Genomic DNA, 16,087 nt, shown 5'->3' with positions numbered 1-16,087 from the left:
AGTTAATATCCTAATAAGATAACAGAAATTATGTCTTTTTTTTATTACTCATAATTACTAAAAACTGTAATAAAGAAAGATTATGAGTCTATTGGTACTTAACTTTATGCTTAAGTTTGCTATGTTTTTTCATACCTTTTAGAGTTTGCAAATGTTTGCAGTGCAAGCAAAACTCTATCTTCATATATGATTGCAATAAGTAGGTGGGTATGAAACAATTGAACTATGTAAAGATACAGTATTTTGCAAAAAATTTAGGTACAAATGCAGAACTCACGCATCAAATAGAGTTTCTACCTCTTGCCTTCTCCCAACGGGAGACGCTAAAAGCGATCTGTCTGCTGCCGTAACGCTGCACGATCCTACCTCAAAACCCGTAACTCTTTGTACTTTATACAAAAGAAAACTGCTGTAAATAGGTAGGTGCAACGTACTAAACTATTGCTTTGAACAAGTATGAGTATATCGGTAACTATGTGGTGTGTATGTGAAGTATTAATGTAGATATAGGCTGATACGCTTGGGTTCGTGATATTTTATGCAGCCCAGACCACTCACTTGCTTGAATTGGAGTAACCTCTGACCTCGTAGACTAACACTCTCAGCGTCTGCTTTTTTTAAGGAGGGTTAGGACGATCAAGCCTTAACTAAAACTTATTAAGATATAGACACAGCACAATAACTTTAAATATAGGAAATACTGATGGAACGTTCAAAATTAATTGCTATTCTTACAGGTGCTATTTCGGTGATTTTAGCGATCGCTTACCTGATCTTAGTCCAACTGCTGGACTACCGAGACATGAAACCCGCCCCCATCAGCCAAATTGACCAAGCGCCTGCAATTATTTCTGTTTTTTGGCAGATTGACAAAATTACAATAATATGAATTAAATTTAGTTGACTTATTAGAGACGCAACTAATTGCGTCTTTTGTCATTTACGTCAATAAGTAAAAACTCATGTTCATAGATAAAAAGCAATAGCTATTATTCATTATTTAGATGGTTGATTATATAAGATTTCCTTAGAGTATTTATCTTACATTTGTTTATATAAAGTAATTCCATTTTGACGGATATAACGGTAAGCTATTTTAACAAGATTAAATAAAGATAAAATTGTCTTACCTGCGTAGGCGTAGCCCGTAGTAGACATCGCTGGGTTAATAGGGATCAACGTAAGTTGATTCAAAACCCCAAACTTTTGATGCAAATCTAGAGGTAAGTTGATGGCTCAGTTTCTACTTGAGACTGTTTGGCTAGTTCCTTGCTATGCCTTAATAGGTGGCTTGTTAGCCGTACCTTGGTCGCCGGGAATTATTCGGAAAACGGGGCCAAGACCAGCGGGTTATATAAACTTGGTGATGACATTTTTGGCGTTTGTACATAGTGCGATCGCCTTACAAGCAACTTGGAATCATCCAGCCCAAGAAGTATTTATTCCTTGGTTATCTACAGCTGGTTTAGACCTCACTATTGCTTTAGAAATATCCTCAGTGAGTGTCGGCGCTTTAGTTGTGATTACTGGTTTGAATTTGCTGGCGCAGATTTATGCCATCGGTTACATGGAGATGGATTGGGGTTGGGGACGCTTCTATTCTTTATTAGGATTATTTGAAGCTGGACTATGTGCCCTGGTTCTGTGTAATAACTTGTTCTTCAGCTATGTAATTTTGGAAGTCCTCACACTGGGAACCTATCTACTAGTTGGCTTATGGTTTAGCCAGCCGTTGGTAGTCTCAGGTGCCAGAGATGCTTTCTTAACCAAGCGGGTAGGAGACTTATTCTTGCTGATGGGCGTGTTGGCATTATGGCCCCTAGCTGGAACTTGGAGTTATCCAGAACTAGCTAAGTGGGCGGCGACTGCTAACGTTAACCCGACAACAATGGCACTGGTAGGTTTAGCCTTAATTGCCGGGCCAATGGGTAAATGTGCCCAGTTCCCACTACATTTGTGGCTGGATGAAGCAATGGAAGGCCCAGTTCCCAGTACAATTTTACGGAATTCCGTAGTAGTTGCTAGTGGTGCATGGGTGCTGATTAAACTGCAACCTGTGTTAAGCCTGTCGCCCATAGTTTCCTCCGCTATGGTGGCCATTGGGGTAGTGACGGCGATTGGTGCTTCTTTAATTGCGATCGCTCAAATTGATCTTAAACGCTGCCAATCCTATTCTGTCAGCGCATACATGGGTTTAGTATTCATTGCTGTGGGAACGCAACAAGATGAAGCAGCGCTGTTGTTAGTACTTACCCATGCTATATCCGCAGCCCTATTGGTGATGAGTACCGGCGGAATTATTTGGAATAGCATCACCCAAGATGTCACCCAATTAGGCGGATTGTGGACACGTCGGCCAATTTCAGCAATAGCTTTTATTGTCGGCACTTTGGGATTAATTGGTTTTCCACCATTGGGTAGTTTTTGGGCGTTAGTGAAACTAGCAGATGGGTTGTGGGAAACGCAACCTTTGTTAGTGGGAGTAGTGATAACAGTAAACGCTTTAACAGCCGTGAGTTTAACCAGAGAATTCGGTTTAATTTTTGGTGGTAAAGCTAGCCAAATGAGTCAGCGATCGCCTGAAGCACACTGGCCAATGATTTTGCCAATGGTAATTTTACTTGCCTTTAGTCTACATCTTCCTTTAGTATTACAAAGCTTATCACTTTTACCCGATTGGGCAGCTTTAAATAAAGATGTCGTACTACTTTTAATTTGGTCAAGTATTTCCGGTTGCAGCATTACTGGTGTGGTTTATTTAGGCAATATTCCTAAACCAATTCGTCTCCCTTGGAAAGCTCTACAAGACTTATTTGCATACGACTTCTATACCCCTAAACTCTATCGGATAACCATTATTTTTGGCGTTGCCAAAATTTCCCAACTTGCCGATATGATTGACCGCTTTGTTGTCGATGGTATCGTTAATTTGGTTGGTTTATTTTCGCTATTAGGTGGCGAAAGTTTAAAATACAGCACCTCTGGACAAACCCAATTTTACGCCTTAACTGTCTTACTAGGAGTGAGCGTTTTAGGAATGTGGGTAGCTTGGCCATTTTGGGGAGTGCAGTTTTTAAATTTGATTTTTCCAATTTCGACAGTTGGGTAGTTAAACACCCTTTGATTACAAACAAGCAGACAGTTTAGTATAAAATTTGCAGGAGAATTCTATGAGTATACGAAATATTCAAATCAATCTTTCCAGAAGAGGTTTATTGAAGTTTGGTGCAGGTGCGATCGGTACAGGTGTACTGACAGTTGGACTTAGCTCAAACTTACTTGCAGCCGAAAAAAAAGCCCCAGTAGCGCCAGCAGAAGATGATATTACTCCCGATAAGGCATTGCAAGAATTACTAGATGGGAATGATAGATTTGTCAAAGCAAAACGGCGCAATCCTCACCAAACTCGATCACGTTTAGTCGAAGTTGCCAAAGGTCAAAAGCCCTTTGCTTCTATTCTAGGCTGTGCAGATTCACGAGTACCTTCAGAGATTGTTTTTGACCAAGGACTTGGAGATTTATTCGTCTGCCGTGTAGCTGGGAATATTGCTACAACAGAAGAAATTGGTAGTTTAGAATTTGGCAGCTTAGTATTAGGCACTAAAGTCATCATGGTAGTGGGACATGAAAGATGTGGTGCTGTAGATGCTGCAATCAAAGGCGCTCAAGTACCAGGGCAAATTGGAAGTTTGCTTGAAGCAATTAAACCAAGTGTAGAAAGCTCCAAAGCAGCATCAGGAGATAAGTTAGAAAACGCTTGTAAAGCAAATGTTTTGGCACAAGTTGAAAAATTGAAGTCATCGTCAGTTTTATCTGAATTAATCAAAGCAGAAAAGCTGAAAATAGTTGGTGGATATTACGATTTAGATACTGGCAGAATCAGTTTAGTAAGTTAGCTCTTTTGTCCTTTGTCATGAGTCATTGGTCATTACTAATGTACAAAGGACAAATAAAAAAGGAGAAATAAAAAAGGAAAAATATAATGTTAAGTGTTTTAATTTTGCTCCCTATTTTAGCCGCCGCTCTAATAGCAATATTACCTGTAAGTTTCCCTAATCATCGTATTCGTTTAACAGCATTAATTTTATCAGGTATAGTTCTTGCTTGGAACATATTTATCCTGCTAAAATTTGATATTAGCAATCCAGGAATGCAATTTAAAGAGTATTTGCCCTGGAATGAAACCCTGGGATTGAACTATCAAATAGGTGTTGATGGGCTTTCTATATTAATGTTGGTGCTAAATAGCCTGCTCACCTGGATTTCGATTTATAGCAGCAATAAAGAAACTGAACGCCCCCGACTGTTCTACTCCATGATTTTATTAGTGAGTGGCGGGGTTGCAGGTGCTTTTCTCGCGGAGAATTTGCTGCTATTCTTCTTATTCTACGAACTAGAATTAATCCCTTTCTACTTATTAATTTCCATTTGGGGAGGGGCAAAACGGGGTTATGCTGGGATGAAATTCCTGATTTATACTGCGGTTTCAGGAGCATTAATTCTGGCAACATTCTTGGGTATGGTATGGCTGAGTGGTTCTACCAATTTTGCTTTTGATTCAGTCTCTACAGAAAATCTGTCAACAGCAAAACAAATCCTTTTACTAGCAGGAATAGTCTTAGGTTTTGGGATTAAGATTCCCTTAGTCCCCTTTCATACTTGGCTACCCGATGCTTATGTTGAGGCTTCAGCACCAATTGCCATTCTTCTCGGTGGCGTATTAGCAAAGCTGGGAACTTATGGATTGTTGCGATTTGGGTTGGGTATGTTTCCCCATGCTTGGAGCATTATTGCACCGACTTTAGCAATTTGGGGAGCAGTCAGCGCTATCTATGGGGCAGTAATTGCGATCGCTCAAACAGATATCAAGCGCATGGTAGCATACAGTTCCGTCGGTCACATGGGCTATATTTTGCTAGCTGGTGCTGCTAGTACTCCCTTAGCACTCGTTGGTGCAGTCGCCCAAATGTTTAGCCACGGTATCATCTTGGCAATTCTCTTTCACTTGGTGGGAGTCGTGGAAGCCAAAGTTGGCACTCGCGAATTAGATAAACTCAATGGTTTAATGAGTCCCATACGCGGTTTACCCCTAATTAGCGCCTTACTAGTTTTAAGTGGGATGGCTAGCGCAGGTATTCCCGGTTTAACAGGATTTATCGCGGAATTTATTGTCTTTCAAGGTAGTTTCTCTGCCTTTCCTATTCCAACCATTTTGTGTATAGTGGCTAGTGGATTAACCGCAGTTTATTTTCTCATCCTCCTCAACCGCACCTGTTTTGGCAGACTCGATAACTTTGCCTACTATCCCAAAGTTCTTTGGTCTGAGAAAATACCAGCTTTAATTTTGGCAGCTTTTATCATCTTTTTGGGAGTACAACCCACTTGGTTAGTGCGTTGGAGTGAATCTACAACTACAACAATGGTAGCTGCAATTCCCGCTTTAGAAAAAACCGTAATCTCTGAAGTTGCGCTGAAGCAATAAATAAGAGATTTACGTATTGATAAAGTGAGGATGGAAAGATGAATCTGACATTAATTCCCAGTGGTCTTGTTCTATTTCGCTTTTTGATATCTCCATTCCTCCTATTAGATGCCTGGGATGGCAAAACCAGTATTTGGTTCATAGTCGGTTTTGTTGCAGCCTTTCTCTCAGATATTTTTGATGGCATTATTGCGCGAAAACTAGGTGTCAGTACTGCCAAATTGCGCCAAGCTGATAGTTGGGCTGATGTCTGCCTTTTTAGCTGTATCTTTGTGAGTGCGTGGATAGTTCATCAAGATATTCTCGTTACTTATAGCGTACCTTTGCTAATGATTGTTTTTGCTCAATTGCTGTGGTGGGTGGTGAATTTAGTGAAATATGGTAAACCCGCTAGCTATCACACCTACTCTGCAAAATTTTGGGGAATCACTCTTTTTATTGCCATTATTGCCCTGTTTGGCTTTGATTACGCCGGAGTTACCTTATGGCTAACTTGTATTGCTGGTACAATTCATAGCCTTGAAGAAATTGCTATGACGCTAATATTGCCAGTTTGGACACATGATGTTTTAAGCATTTTTCATGCCCTGAATATTCGCCAAGAATCACTAAGTAAGTTGGCGTGAAAAAAACTAAGTATCTTACGAAACGTAAATAGACTTAAAACCTTTACTAATGACCAATGACAAAGGACAAATGACAGCCTTAGCCAGTTAGCTTTAATTTCGCCGACCCACTTAACACCAATTACTAAATAATATGACAGCAATTAAAACAGCAATTAAATTACCTCCTTCAACGCACGAATTTGCTGATGTAATTCATCGCTTAGAAGCAGGCGGTGCAATGTTACCCGATACTCCAGAAAATTTGATGCAAATCATCGGTTTATATAAAGCTTATGCTGTGCCGATGGATTTTTACTGGCGTGACCTACTTTATATTGCTGAAAACGAGTTTTTAAACCCGGTTCCTTTCTTTAAATACTTTTTACCCAAAGAGTATTTAGAACTGCATAATCATTATGCTGGTGATGATGCCGATTTACGAATTTGGCGCGGCGAAGCTACTGCACATCCAGAACTTTTGGCATTTATGGAGAAGGGTGAAACTTTCAAAATGCCGAAGTTATTGCATCACTTGTTCCACGATCGCATTAACATGGAGTTTGCTGAAGCTTGTATGCGGGCGATGTTATGGCATAGAGGGATGGGTGGACAATTTGACCCTTACCTCGATTCAGACGAATACAAAGCCAACGCTGACCGAGCAATTAAAGCTTATTTCCAAGGAAACCCTGTAATGTTGGGGCTTTACAAGCTGTTCCCCGATATGTTTTTGGAACAGTGCCGCCAGATGTCATACTACGCAAATCTGGGCTTATTCTGGGAAGTCATGGCCCCAGTGTTCTTTGAGATGTCCGACCTCTATGACGAAGGCAAGATTAGCACCGTCCCAGAGGCTATGAGCTTCTTAGTTAATGGTATATTTGCGATCGCAGGTCGTCCCATTTACCATCACGTTTATATTCGTGGTGAACGCTACGAAATTATCCCCAAATCAAAGGGTTTCATGTGGCTATACGAAGCCGCATTACCTTATGTAGAAGCAGTTTTCTACCGCACCGCACCCTTCCGAGGGACAAAATCTTATAATGCTCAAGCGCGTCAAGTACCAGAAGACCAGAAAGACTTTCACTTTGGTATTCTTTACGCTGATGTATTTCCAGTCGGAACTGCTGGCATTCCCCCGACATTATTAATGCAAGATATGTTGCATTTTTTGCCCCCGTATCTTGTTGATTACTACAGCCAACATTGCCGGGGTGAAGAAGATATGTTGATTCAATTGGGAGTTAGTTTTCAACGGTCAATGTACTGTGTTACTTCTGCGGTAATTCAAGCCTTGCGAACTGCACTTTTATATCCTTTAGATGACCAAAATCCCAAACATTTACAAGCCAATCGAGAGTTTTTTGAAATGCAGCTAAATCGCTTTACTCGACCCGACTATAATATTCGTGATGCTGCTCGTTTAGGGAGTATTCAAAAGCAAGATTATCGATAAGAGATCCCCCCAACATCGATATATTTGGGTGCAAAAACCTCTCAAAGTCCTCCTTTTTAAGGAGGATTTAGGAGGCTCTACTACATTTTGATTTTGTAGAGAGATTTGTAGGAAAGTTAGGGTGGATCTTATTACTAAGTATCTAGGCATAAATAAATTTAAAGTTTGTAGTAAGGACTTTAGTCCTGATAATCCTTGCTCTGAGCGATAAATCGCTCACTACAAACTAAGAGTTTATTTTAGATTTAATTATGTCTACCTACCTACTTACTCAGTTAATACTTGTTTAGGTAATTTGGCACAATAAAATAAAACTATGTAAAGAATGAACTAGGCTAAAACCCTTGTATCTATTGCCTATTGCCTTATCTCAACTACAATTATTTACGCCCACTTACTTATTAACCAGATAATACTCCTATAATACTCGTCAATTCCATAATTTTCTCAAACTGGAAATTATGAGCTAAATTCTGGATAAAATTGCTCAATATAGCATTTTCTGAAGGAATTTGTTCAATCAATTCTAAAATTAAGTCATCACTACATTGGGCTGCGGCAGTGTACACCTGTTTTACCCATTCAGGCGGCATTTCAGATAACAGAGGAACTAAATCTGTAAGCTTCAAGATTGATTCTGTTAATTGTTGGTTTGCATTCTTTATCTGATAGTTATCTTCTTGATAAATATATTGAACTTCTAAATATTCGCTCAATTTTTCTAATAATTCTTCCTCACGGAAAGGCTTATTAATATAATCATCACAACCAGCTTTAATTGTTGCCTCTCGCTGTTCTTCAAAGGCGTTGGCGGTTAAGGCGATAATAATCGTCTTGCGATTTGGGATTGAAGTTTCTTCTCTAGCTTTAATAATTTTGGTGGCTTCGTAGCCGTCCATAATTGGCATCCGCATATCCATAAAAATTAGGTGTGGTTGCCATTGTTGCCAAAGTGCGATCGCTTCTGTGCCATTTGCCGCTTCCTGGACTGCAAAACCGATAGATGTAAGAATTTTTACTAGCACTAAACGGCTGTCTGTGGAGTCATCAACCACCAAGATGCGGTATTCGTTTTGAGCAGGTGCTAAACTCAGAACTTGCCGTCTAATTTGTTGAATCTGGATTTCGCTGGCTGCGGCTAGATCAATTTGAATATCAAAGGCAAATGTACTTCCCTCACCAATAATGCTGGTGACGCTAATGTTTCCTCCCATTAGTTCCACATATTTGCGGCTAATTGCTAAACCTAGTCCAGTTCCCTGTTGCGATTTTCTACCGGTTTCAGTTTGCCCAAATGCTTCAAACAGCAAGTTAATTTCCTGTGGCGCAATACCGCGACCAGTATCTGTAACCTCGAAGAAGAGATGAGGAGGTTGAGGTAAAATTTTATCCCCCATATCCTCCATCGCCACGCGTAACATGACTCTTCCTGTATCAGTAAATTTGATTGCATTTCCCAAGAGATTAAGCAATACTTGACGCAGTTTACTTTCATCAGCTTGGATATACTGCGGAAGGTAAGATGTATATTCAAAACTTAGTTCTAAGCCTTTGGAAGTGGCGCGGAAACGCAACATCTCTTCCAGGTTTTCTAAGAGGCGAATTAAGTCAAAACTGTTGAGATTTAATGTTATTCTGCCGGCTTCAATTTTAGACATTTCCAGAATGTCATTGATTAAGTTGAGAAGATGTTCGCCAGCACGATTGATGATTGCTAGATTTTGCTGATGTTCAGTAGATAAAGCATGATCGTGGCTCATGATTTGGGTAAAACCCAAGATGGCGTTGAGTGGGGTACGCAGTTCGTGGCTCATGTTGGCGAGGAATTCGCTTTTGGCGCGGTTGGCAGCATCAGCTGTGATCACAGCTTCTTGCAATGCTTGTGACTGCCTTTGAGTCTGCGCTAGTAATTGTGCCTGCTGTAAAGCCACACCCAACTGATTGCCAATTTGAACTACGATGTTGATTTCTCCTGGTTTCCATTGGCGAGAATCAGAATTTTGATAACTCGCTAGTAGCCCCCAAATTTGACTACCATATAAAATGGGGACAATGATGTAAGCTTTTGCCTGAAAGCGTTCTAAAAGGCTGATGTAAGCGGGATGAAACTCAGCATTGTAAATGTCTGGGACGCAGCGAAAAGTTGCGCCTTGTGTGTAAATGCCATCTTGAATTGCTTGCATATCAGCATCTTCCGCTTGATTATCCTCGCTATCCAAAATTTTTGCTAGGCAACGTCCTTCTTGTAAGACACCTTCTGTAAGATTAGGATCGTTGTTATGTTCTTCTATCAGAGAAATCCAACCATTACCGACAGACTCAGAGACAAATTCGCCACTCCATTGGGGATTGAAACGATAGACAACAACCCGATCGCAATTGAGTACTTGCCGTAATTCTTGGGTTGTAGCCGCAAATATAGTCTCTAAATCCAATGTTTGGCGCATCCTTTGAATCACTTGGGCGATCGCTCTTTCCCGTTCTGCACTCTCACGCAGCGCTTCTTCTGCCAATTTTCTCTCGGTAATATCTGTAATCGTACCGATATAACCTTTTATTTCTCCATCATCTCGAAATTCTGGCAAAGCCTGACAAATTACCCAGACAACTGTACTATCATCACGCAAAAAGCGATGTTCGTACTTATACATTGTTTTAGCAATTCTTGCTTGATTCCATGTCAACAATAACTGATCGCGATCGTCTGGATGTACAGCTTTTGTCCAACCTGTTCCCAGAGACTCTTCTAAACTGCATCCACTAATCTCACTCCAGCGTTGATTAAAATATAAGACATTACCATCCACATCAGTGTGGAATATACAAGCTGGTGAGGTTTCTGCTAGCAGTTGATATCGTTGCCGACCTGCTTGTAAAGCTAATTCTGCCAGTTTAGCATCGTTGATGTCTGTCCAATAACCGACACATTCTATAGAGTTTCCAGCTTCGTCACGAATTAACCTCATCTTTTCGTAAAACCAGTGATAAGTTCCGTCAGCGTGTAACCACCGATATTGGTAGGAAGTGTATTCTTGCTCAACCAGCTGGGAAAATTTTTCTGAAATCAGTTCAATATCTTCTGGGTGGACATGATGCAGCCAGAAATTAGGATTTTCGACAAATTCCTGCGCTTCGTAACCAACCATTGCCTTAACGTTCTTACTAATAAAGGTAGTGCTAAAATTGCCTAATGTTTTTTTGCTACTATAAATCACCACAGGGCTAGAAGTAAGCAGATATTGAAGGCGCTCGTTAGCTAAACGTAGTTCTTGTTCGACATATTTGCGTTCGCGTAGTGCTGCTTGCAGTTCGCTAATTTCTACTAAAACCGCGCCCACACCAGAGAGGCGATCATCCTCACCAGGAATCGGAAAATAAGAAACTAAGAAGTGGCGGATAATATCTGGTTGTTTAATTGATGCGGCGCTTAATTCTTGATTGAGGATGGGTTCACCTGTCAACAGAACCTGTTGATAAAATGGTTCTACGACACTGGCCATTTTGGGTAAGGCTTCATGGATGGTCTTACCAATATGAGCTTCCTGGGATATTCCATTAATTTCCGCTAGCACTTGGTTGATTTGCACAAACCGCAGTTGGTTATCTACAATATTCATACCAACGGGAGCCCCCGTAAAAAAGGCATTGAGACGAGCTTCTCTGAGTGCTAATTCTTGTTCTAGGGTTTTGCGCTCAATCAACCCACCTAACTGAGCAGCAACAGCATTTACTAGCAAAAGCAAACGTCTATCTACCAATACTGAACTACGTTTAAAAAACACTAAAACAGCTAATACTTCGTTTCCAGCCAGTATGGGAACACCAAAACCAGCTTTTAATCCTACCTTTGCTGCTTGTTGCGATCGCAAAAAAATCGGCTCTGTAACTTCCGAAACATCTTCTATCCATTCTGGTTCCTGACTTTGCCAAACTCTTCCTGGTAGTCCCACTCCCAGAGGAAATTTCACAATTTGACTGTGACTGCAAAATTCTTCTAAATTGCTTTGTTCACCATACCAGCCCAGGCTGTGTTCTAAAGCGGCACTATCTTCATTAGGTATCCATGCTTCACCAAAATCCCAGCCAATAGTATGACAAATTAAGCGCAAGACCAATGCTAAAGAGCTATTGACATCATTGGCGCGAGTGATGGCTTGGGTTGTCAACAGTAACAAACGGCTTTCATTTTCTGCCTGCTTGCGTTCAGTAATATCTTTCGCTGTGCCCAGTACGTACCATTTCCCATCAATCTCGATCATTTCCGCACTCAACAAGGTTGTCCTGATTTCCCCTGTGGACGTGCAGACATCAACCTCATAATTACGGATAGCTTTCGTTTTTTGCAGCATCCGAGTGAGAAAACTATATTCTTCTGGATTCGCCCAAATATTCAATTCTTGATCGGTGCGATCGATAACCTGAGAACGAGAATAACCAAAAAACCGGCAAAAACTATCGTTAACTTCGACAAAGCTTTTGTTAGAAACAGTAATTAAGGCAATGGGATCAGGAGATGACCGAAAAGCTGATGCTAACTTTTCTTCAGAAGCCCTCCGTGCGGCTTCAGCGCGTTGACGTTCTTTTGCTTCCAGCACCAAGGATACTAAATTGCCCAGAGAACGAGCGAAATTTTGGTCTTCTAGCGTCCAATGATGAGCAACTCCCACTGCCTCCAAACATAAAACTCCTACGGTTTTTCCTTCCTGCCTAATGGGTGTATCGAGTATAGAGGTAATATTTAATCTTGAGTAAGATGGAGAAAATTCTCTAATTCTGGGATCAGTATGGGCATCATCTGCGGCGATTGGTTGATCTTGTTGCAAAGCTGCAAAATAAGCTGGATAGTCTGCCTCTGATAAAGAAAATCCTTCGCTATGTTGATTACGACTGCCCTCAAATAGGTCAAAACACTCGATTTTCAAGCCTGTTTCGTCATACAACCAAACACTGGCTCGTTCCATTCCAATATTTTTGACAGCAGTTTCTGTAATTTTACCCAAAGCTAATTTCAAGTCACCTTGATAAAGGATTTGATTTTGTGCCAGTTGGGTTAGGACTAGGTTATGATTGCGGAGCTTAATCGCGCTTTCTTGGAGTAATTTTTCTATACCTCTGCGCTGTGTAATATTACTAGCAGCGCCTGTCATACCTATGACTAAACCCTCTTCGTTGCGTAATGCGATCGCATTAAACATTAAATAAAGTAAAGTACCATCTTTAGCTACACAGGTAGTTTCATGTTGAAATATCGGCTTTCCCCGGAAAACACGCTCAAAGGCTACTTTATCTTTAGCAACTTGCTGAGGCGAGATAAAATCAGTCAAGGTACGCCCGATCATCTCCTGGGGTTCATAGCCATAAATCTGCTTGACTGCCGGATTAACAAAAGTAATTAGTCCATCAATATCTACCGACCAGATCATATCCTGGGATGTCTCCACTAGGTGGCGATATTGACTTTCACTTTTCTTGAGAGCAGCTTCGACTAAAAGGCGTTCGTTTTGGTAAACTTCTCTACAAAAGGCTTTGCTAAGGCTAACAGGAATTTCTGTGAAAATTTCTTCTATCTGTTGGTTCCGAAGATTTAACTCAACAGCAACCCGTTGACGTTCTTTAATCTCCTCTTGCAGTTGGGTATTTTGTTCTTTTAACTGTTTTTTCAGCCTTTGGAGAGTTAGTTGATTTTGTATGCGTAATAAAACTTCTTTAGCTTGAAATGGTTGACTAATATATTCAACATTCCCTAGATCACAAATATTTACTTCTGCCGATAATTCATCTAAAACACCAAAAAAAATTATCGGAATCTCTTGAGTTTTCTGATGAGATTTTAAATGTTGATAAACCTCATAACCATTCATTTTGGAAATGAGAAAGTTTAGTAAAATCAGATCAGGATGAAAAGCCAGCGCAGTATTGATTGCCAATTCTCCAGAAAGGGCACTTTGTACCTGATAAGATTGGTTGTGAAGGATGTCTGATAAAAAATGCAAATTTTCTAGCTTATCATCAACTAATAAAATTCTGATTTTTTGAGCATCCATATCAGTAACTAAAGCTAATTTTCAATCAGGAATAAATTGTTGAATCAAACTGAACATGAAATCAGAAAGCAAAACCTTATTATAAGATTGTAAATATCATGATCGTTGCTTACCACCATACTTCACCGTAGAGTATAGGTGTGTCAAGTTAAGGCAAAGCTCTCTGTAACTGGGGATAAAACTCTGTAAAAACAACAATTACGCTGTAATACAGAAAGTAACTTTTATACAAAAACCATTTGGAAGCGATTATACTATGACTTAACCTCAATTCTGCATCAGGATTCTAAAATACATTGAATGAGCGTGTTGTAGGTGATACCAAACAAAACCGCACGACTAAACCCTCCTCTTTTTAAGGGGAGCCAGCGAGGCCTTCTCCCAAAGGTAGAAGTGGAACGACTGGCATAGGTTAGCGGGGATCTCAAAGTGTCTAAAGTCCCAGCAAAATACTTTTCAAACAACCTCTAAGAAAAAAATCAAGCTTTGGGCTATTTTTTGCGTAAGTCCTGTTTGGCTAATCGCTGCTTAATAGATTCAGGCAATCGTTCTGGATGCTTGGAAAAATAAAAGATTTTTAAGAAGGTAAAATTTATATTCCTAGCTAACCAAATCTGCCATTGTTCCATCAAAGATAGGGTTTTAATATAATCATTAAATAATTTTTCAATTCGCACTAAACTGCTTCCAGTTGCAGAATCATCAAATGTTTTAGTTCCTGGATAATATCTAAAGTTACCCCAAGTTTCATTGAAATACTTAACATGAGATGAACAAACAGCTTTCAAAAGGAAATCTATATCCATTGAATAATGATCTTCTACTTTATAGAGTCCAATTTTTTGATGTAATGATTTATGATAAAAGTAAGCAGATGGATTCACTGGAAAAGAAGCATCGATCATTTTATCATCATTAAGTCGTCTTCCTAAGAGTAAATCTATTGTTCGTAATTGGCTAGGTTTATTAATAAATATTAGCTGCTCTTTCTGATTAATGATATTACAGTTACCAACAATAAAGCTAGGTTCTGGTAAGGTTTGAAAAATCTCACAGATGCGGTTAAGAAGATTTACTTCATAAAAATCATCAACATTTAAAACACCAATAATCTCTCCTTGTGCCATCGCAATTCCTTTGTTCATAGCGTCAGACTGCCCTTTGTCCTTTTCACTAATCCAACGTATGTGGGGATATTGATTGGCTTTATCTTTAATAATGTCTACTGTCTTGTCACTTGAACCTCCATCAACAATGATATGCTCCACTTCCAAACAATTTTGGTCAATGACAACTTGAAGGCAAGAATCTATAAATTTTTCACCGTTATAAACTGGCGTAATTATACTAATCATTAGTAAGGGCCTTTTGTGTGTAAGTAAGTCGGTGCTAATATTTCCAGCTATGTTAAGTTTTAATGTAGGGTGTATTGTCGCAGAGCGCAACGCACCGTCAACAATCCCAGGTGCGTTAGCCTACGGCATAACACACCCTACAGCTAATTTATATTTCTTCATATACATTGAATTTTTCTCACCGACTTACTTACACATCTACAAGGGTTGAGTGCCTTGCATAGATGCTTTTTGTGCAATAGTTTTTAAGCGAGTCGCTCTGCTTTTACGGATACGTTCACTTTTGCGAACTCCACCAGCCATCTCATATTCACGGCTATCTTTGCCGTATTTAAAGCCGATTCCCATGAGCATTTTTTCGGAGAAAGTACCCAAGGTTTGTTCTAATTCTTCAATTTCTACTTTGGAAGAGTCAATCGTGCTGAGAGCAGTATTATGAGCTTCTAACTTGCTGCGTAATTCCTCAATTACTTCTGTCAGGATTTTTAAATTACAAGTATTTCCAAGATCCAGATTGGCATCAATTGCTTTGAGTCCAGCAAATCTTAACTCAGCATTTTCTAGAACGCGGGATGTACGTTTTCTCAAAGACATAAATTTAGTTACTCGTAACATTTATACAGTTACTATGTCCTACTGAAAATACATTCTGGTTCAGCAAAATCCACAAAAATAATTATACTTTTTATGAGATAAATACTGGTAAATTCTCTTAATTTCTCTAAAGTGTTCATCTAATCTTAATTACAGCTTGAGCATTTATAACTACAGAAGAAGCTGTGTTAACTATAGCTTGAGCATTTATAACCACAAAAGAAGCTGTGTTAACTATAGCTTGAGCATTTATAACTACAGAAGAAGCTGTGTTAACTACAGCTTGAGCATTCATAATTACAGAAGAAGTTGTGTTAACTATAGCTTCAAGTTTACTTATCATATAATGAGCGTCTGTAACTACAGCTTGAGCATTAATAAGTACTGTTTAAGTTGTATTAACTACGGCTTAAGCATTACTTATAACGGTTCCCGCATAGGTAATATCAAGTTTGGATAATATGGATTATACCAAGTTGCCAAAGATAGTATTGTTACATTCTGTTATATTGAACAGAGCCAAGAAAATCCGACTTCTCCCTTAA

General features: G+C 39.6%; 10 protein-coding genes. 6 read left to right on the top strand and 4 right to left on the bottom strand.

Annotation, left to right across the window (positions count from 1 at the left end):
- The first annotated feature begins 703 nt into the window (after positions 1-703).
- The 6 genes from GNF10_RS27615 to GNF10_RS27590 all read left to right on the top strand — a co-directional run bounded on the left by GNF10_RS27615 (position 704) and on the right by GNF10_RS27590 (position 7,549).
- The gene (locus GNF10_RS27615; RefSeq protein ID WP_185592856.1) at positions 704-889 is read left to right on the top strand and encodes a hypothetical protein; all 186 of its coding nucleotides are present in this window, start codon (positions 704-706) and stop codon (positions 887-889) included.
- A 342-nt stretch (positions 890-1,231) separates the two neighbouring features.
- Positions 1,232-3,109 carry an NAD(P)H-quinone oxidoreductase subunit F gene (locus tag GNF10_RS27610; protein WP_185582184.1) on the top strand — a complete coding sequence of 626 codons (1,878 nt, stop codon included), beginning with the start codon at positions 1,232-1,234 and terminating at the stop codon, positions 3,107-3,109.
- Positions 3,110-3,170: 61 nt separating this feature from the next.
- Positions 3,171-3,896 (top strand): carbonic anhydrase, encoded by a 726-nt coding sequence (locus GNF10_RS27605; RefSeq protein WP_185582185.1) that lies wholly within the window; start codon positions 3,171-3,173, stop codon positions 3,894-3,896.
- Between the two features lie 86 nt (positions 3,897-3,982).
- On the top strand, positions 3,983-5,482 hold the full coding sequence (locus GNF10_RS27600) for an NADH-quinone oxidoreductase subunit M (protein WP_185582186.1): 1,500 nt from the start codon (positions 3,983-3,985) through the stop codon (positions 5,480-5,482).
- 38 nt (positions 5,483-5,520) lie between these two features.
- Complete coding sequence (locus tag GNF10_RS27595) at positions 5,521-6,108, top strand: CDP-alcohol phosphatidyltransferase family protein (protein ID WP_185582187.1); 588 nt, start codon at positions 5,521-5,523, stop codon at positions 6,106-6,108.
- 133 nt (positions 6,109-6,241) lie between these two features.
- The gene (locus GNF10_RS27590; protein WP_185582188.1) at positions 6,242-7,549 is read left to right on the top strand and encodes a CO2 hydration protein; all 1,308 of its coding nucleotides are present in this window, start codon (positions 6,242-6,244) and stop codon (positions 7,547-7,549) included.
- A gap of 401 nt (positions 7,550-7,950) precedes the next feature.
- Here the strand turns inward: GNF10_RS27590 and GNF10_RS27585 are convergent, their stop codons facing one another.
- The 4 genes from GNF10_RS27585 to GNF10_RS27570 all read right to left on the bottom strand — a co-directional run bounded on the left by GNF10_RS27585 (position 7,951) and on the right by GNF10_RS27570 (position 15,837).
- Positions 7,951-13,593 (bottom strand): PAS domain S-box protein, encoded by a 5,643-nt coding sequence (locus tag GNF10_RS27585; RefSeq protein ID WP_185580716.1) that lies wholly within the window; start codon positions 13,591-13,593, stop codon positions 7,951-7,953.
- Positions 13,594-14,084: 491 nt separating this feature from the next.
- Positions 14,085-14,948: a glycosyltransferase family 2 protein gene (locus GNF10_RS27580; RefSeq protein WP_185592001.1), complete on the bottom strand. Its 864-nt coding sequence runs from the start codon at positions 14,946-14,948 to the stop codon at positions 14,085-14,087.
- Positions 14,949-15,146: 198 nt separating this feature from the next.
- Positions 15,147-15,542 carry a hypothetical protein gene (locus tag GNF10_RS27575; RefSeq protein ID WP_185581489.1) on the bottom strand — a complete coding sequence of 132 codons (396 nt, stop codon included), beginning with the start codon at positions 15,540-15,542 and terminating at the stop codon, positions 15,147-15,149.
- A 136-nt stretch (positions 15,543-15,678) separates the two neighbouring features.
- A complete protein-coding gene (locus GNF10_RS27570) occupies positions 15,679-15,837 on the bottom strand; it encodes a hypothetical protein (protein ID WP_221644675.1) in 159 nt (52 codons plus the stop codon).
- Between the last annotated feature and the right edge of the window lie 250 nt (positions 15,838-16,087).

The organism is Nostoc sp. UCD121, assembly GCF_014222285.1.
In the GTDB taxonomy this organism is placed as follows: Bacteria; Cyanobacteriota; Cyanobacteriia; order Cyanobacteriales; family Nostocaceae; genus Nostoc.
This window is presented reverse-complemented; position numbering and strand designations above follow the sequence as displayed.

Bases quoted from the DNA above. Each gene is read 5' to 3' on its own strand.
- GNF10_RS27615 (WP_185592856.1), top strand. From the start codon at position 704: ATGGAACGTTCAAAATTAATTGCTATTCTTACAGGTGCTATTTCGGTG.
- GNF10_RS27610 (WP_185582184.1), top strand. From the start codon at position 1,232: ATGGCTCAGTTTCTACTTGAGACTGTTTGGCTAGTTCCTTGCTATGCC.
- GNF10_RS27605 (WP_185582185.1), top strand. From the start codon at position 3,171: ATGAGTATACGAAATATTCAAATCAATCTTTCCAGAAGAGGTTTATTG.
- GNF10_RS27600 (WP_185582186.1), top strand. From the start codon at position 3,983: ATGTTAAGTGTTTTAATTTTGCTCCCTATTTTAGCCGCCGCTCTAATA.
- GNF10_RS27595 (WP_185582187.1), top strand. From the start codon at position 5,521: ATGAATCTGACATTAATTCCCAGTGGTCTTGTTCTATTTCGCTTTTTG.
- GNF10_RS27590 (WP_185582188.1), top strand. From the start codon at position 6,242: ATGACAGCAATTAAAACAGCAATTAAATTACCTCCTTCAACGCACGAA.
- GNF10_RS27585 (WP_185580716.1), bottom strand. From the start codon at position 13,593: ATGGATGCTCAAAAAATCAGAATTTTATTAGTTGATGATAAGCTAGAA.
- GNF10_RS27580 (WP_185592001.1), bottom strand. From the start codon at position 14,948: ATGATTAGTATAATTACGCCAGTTTATAACGGTGAAAAATTTATAGAT.
- GNF10_RS27575 (WP_185581489.1), bottom strand. From the start codon at position 15,542: ATGTCTTTGAGAAAACGTACATCCCGCGTTCTAGAAAATGCTGAGTTA.
- GNF10_RS27570 (WP_221644675.1), bottom strand. From the start codon at position 15,837: ATGAATGCTCAAGCTGTAGTTAACACAGCTTCTTCTGTAGTTATAAAT.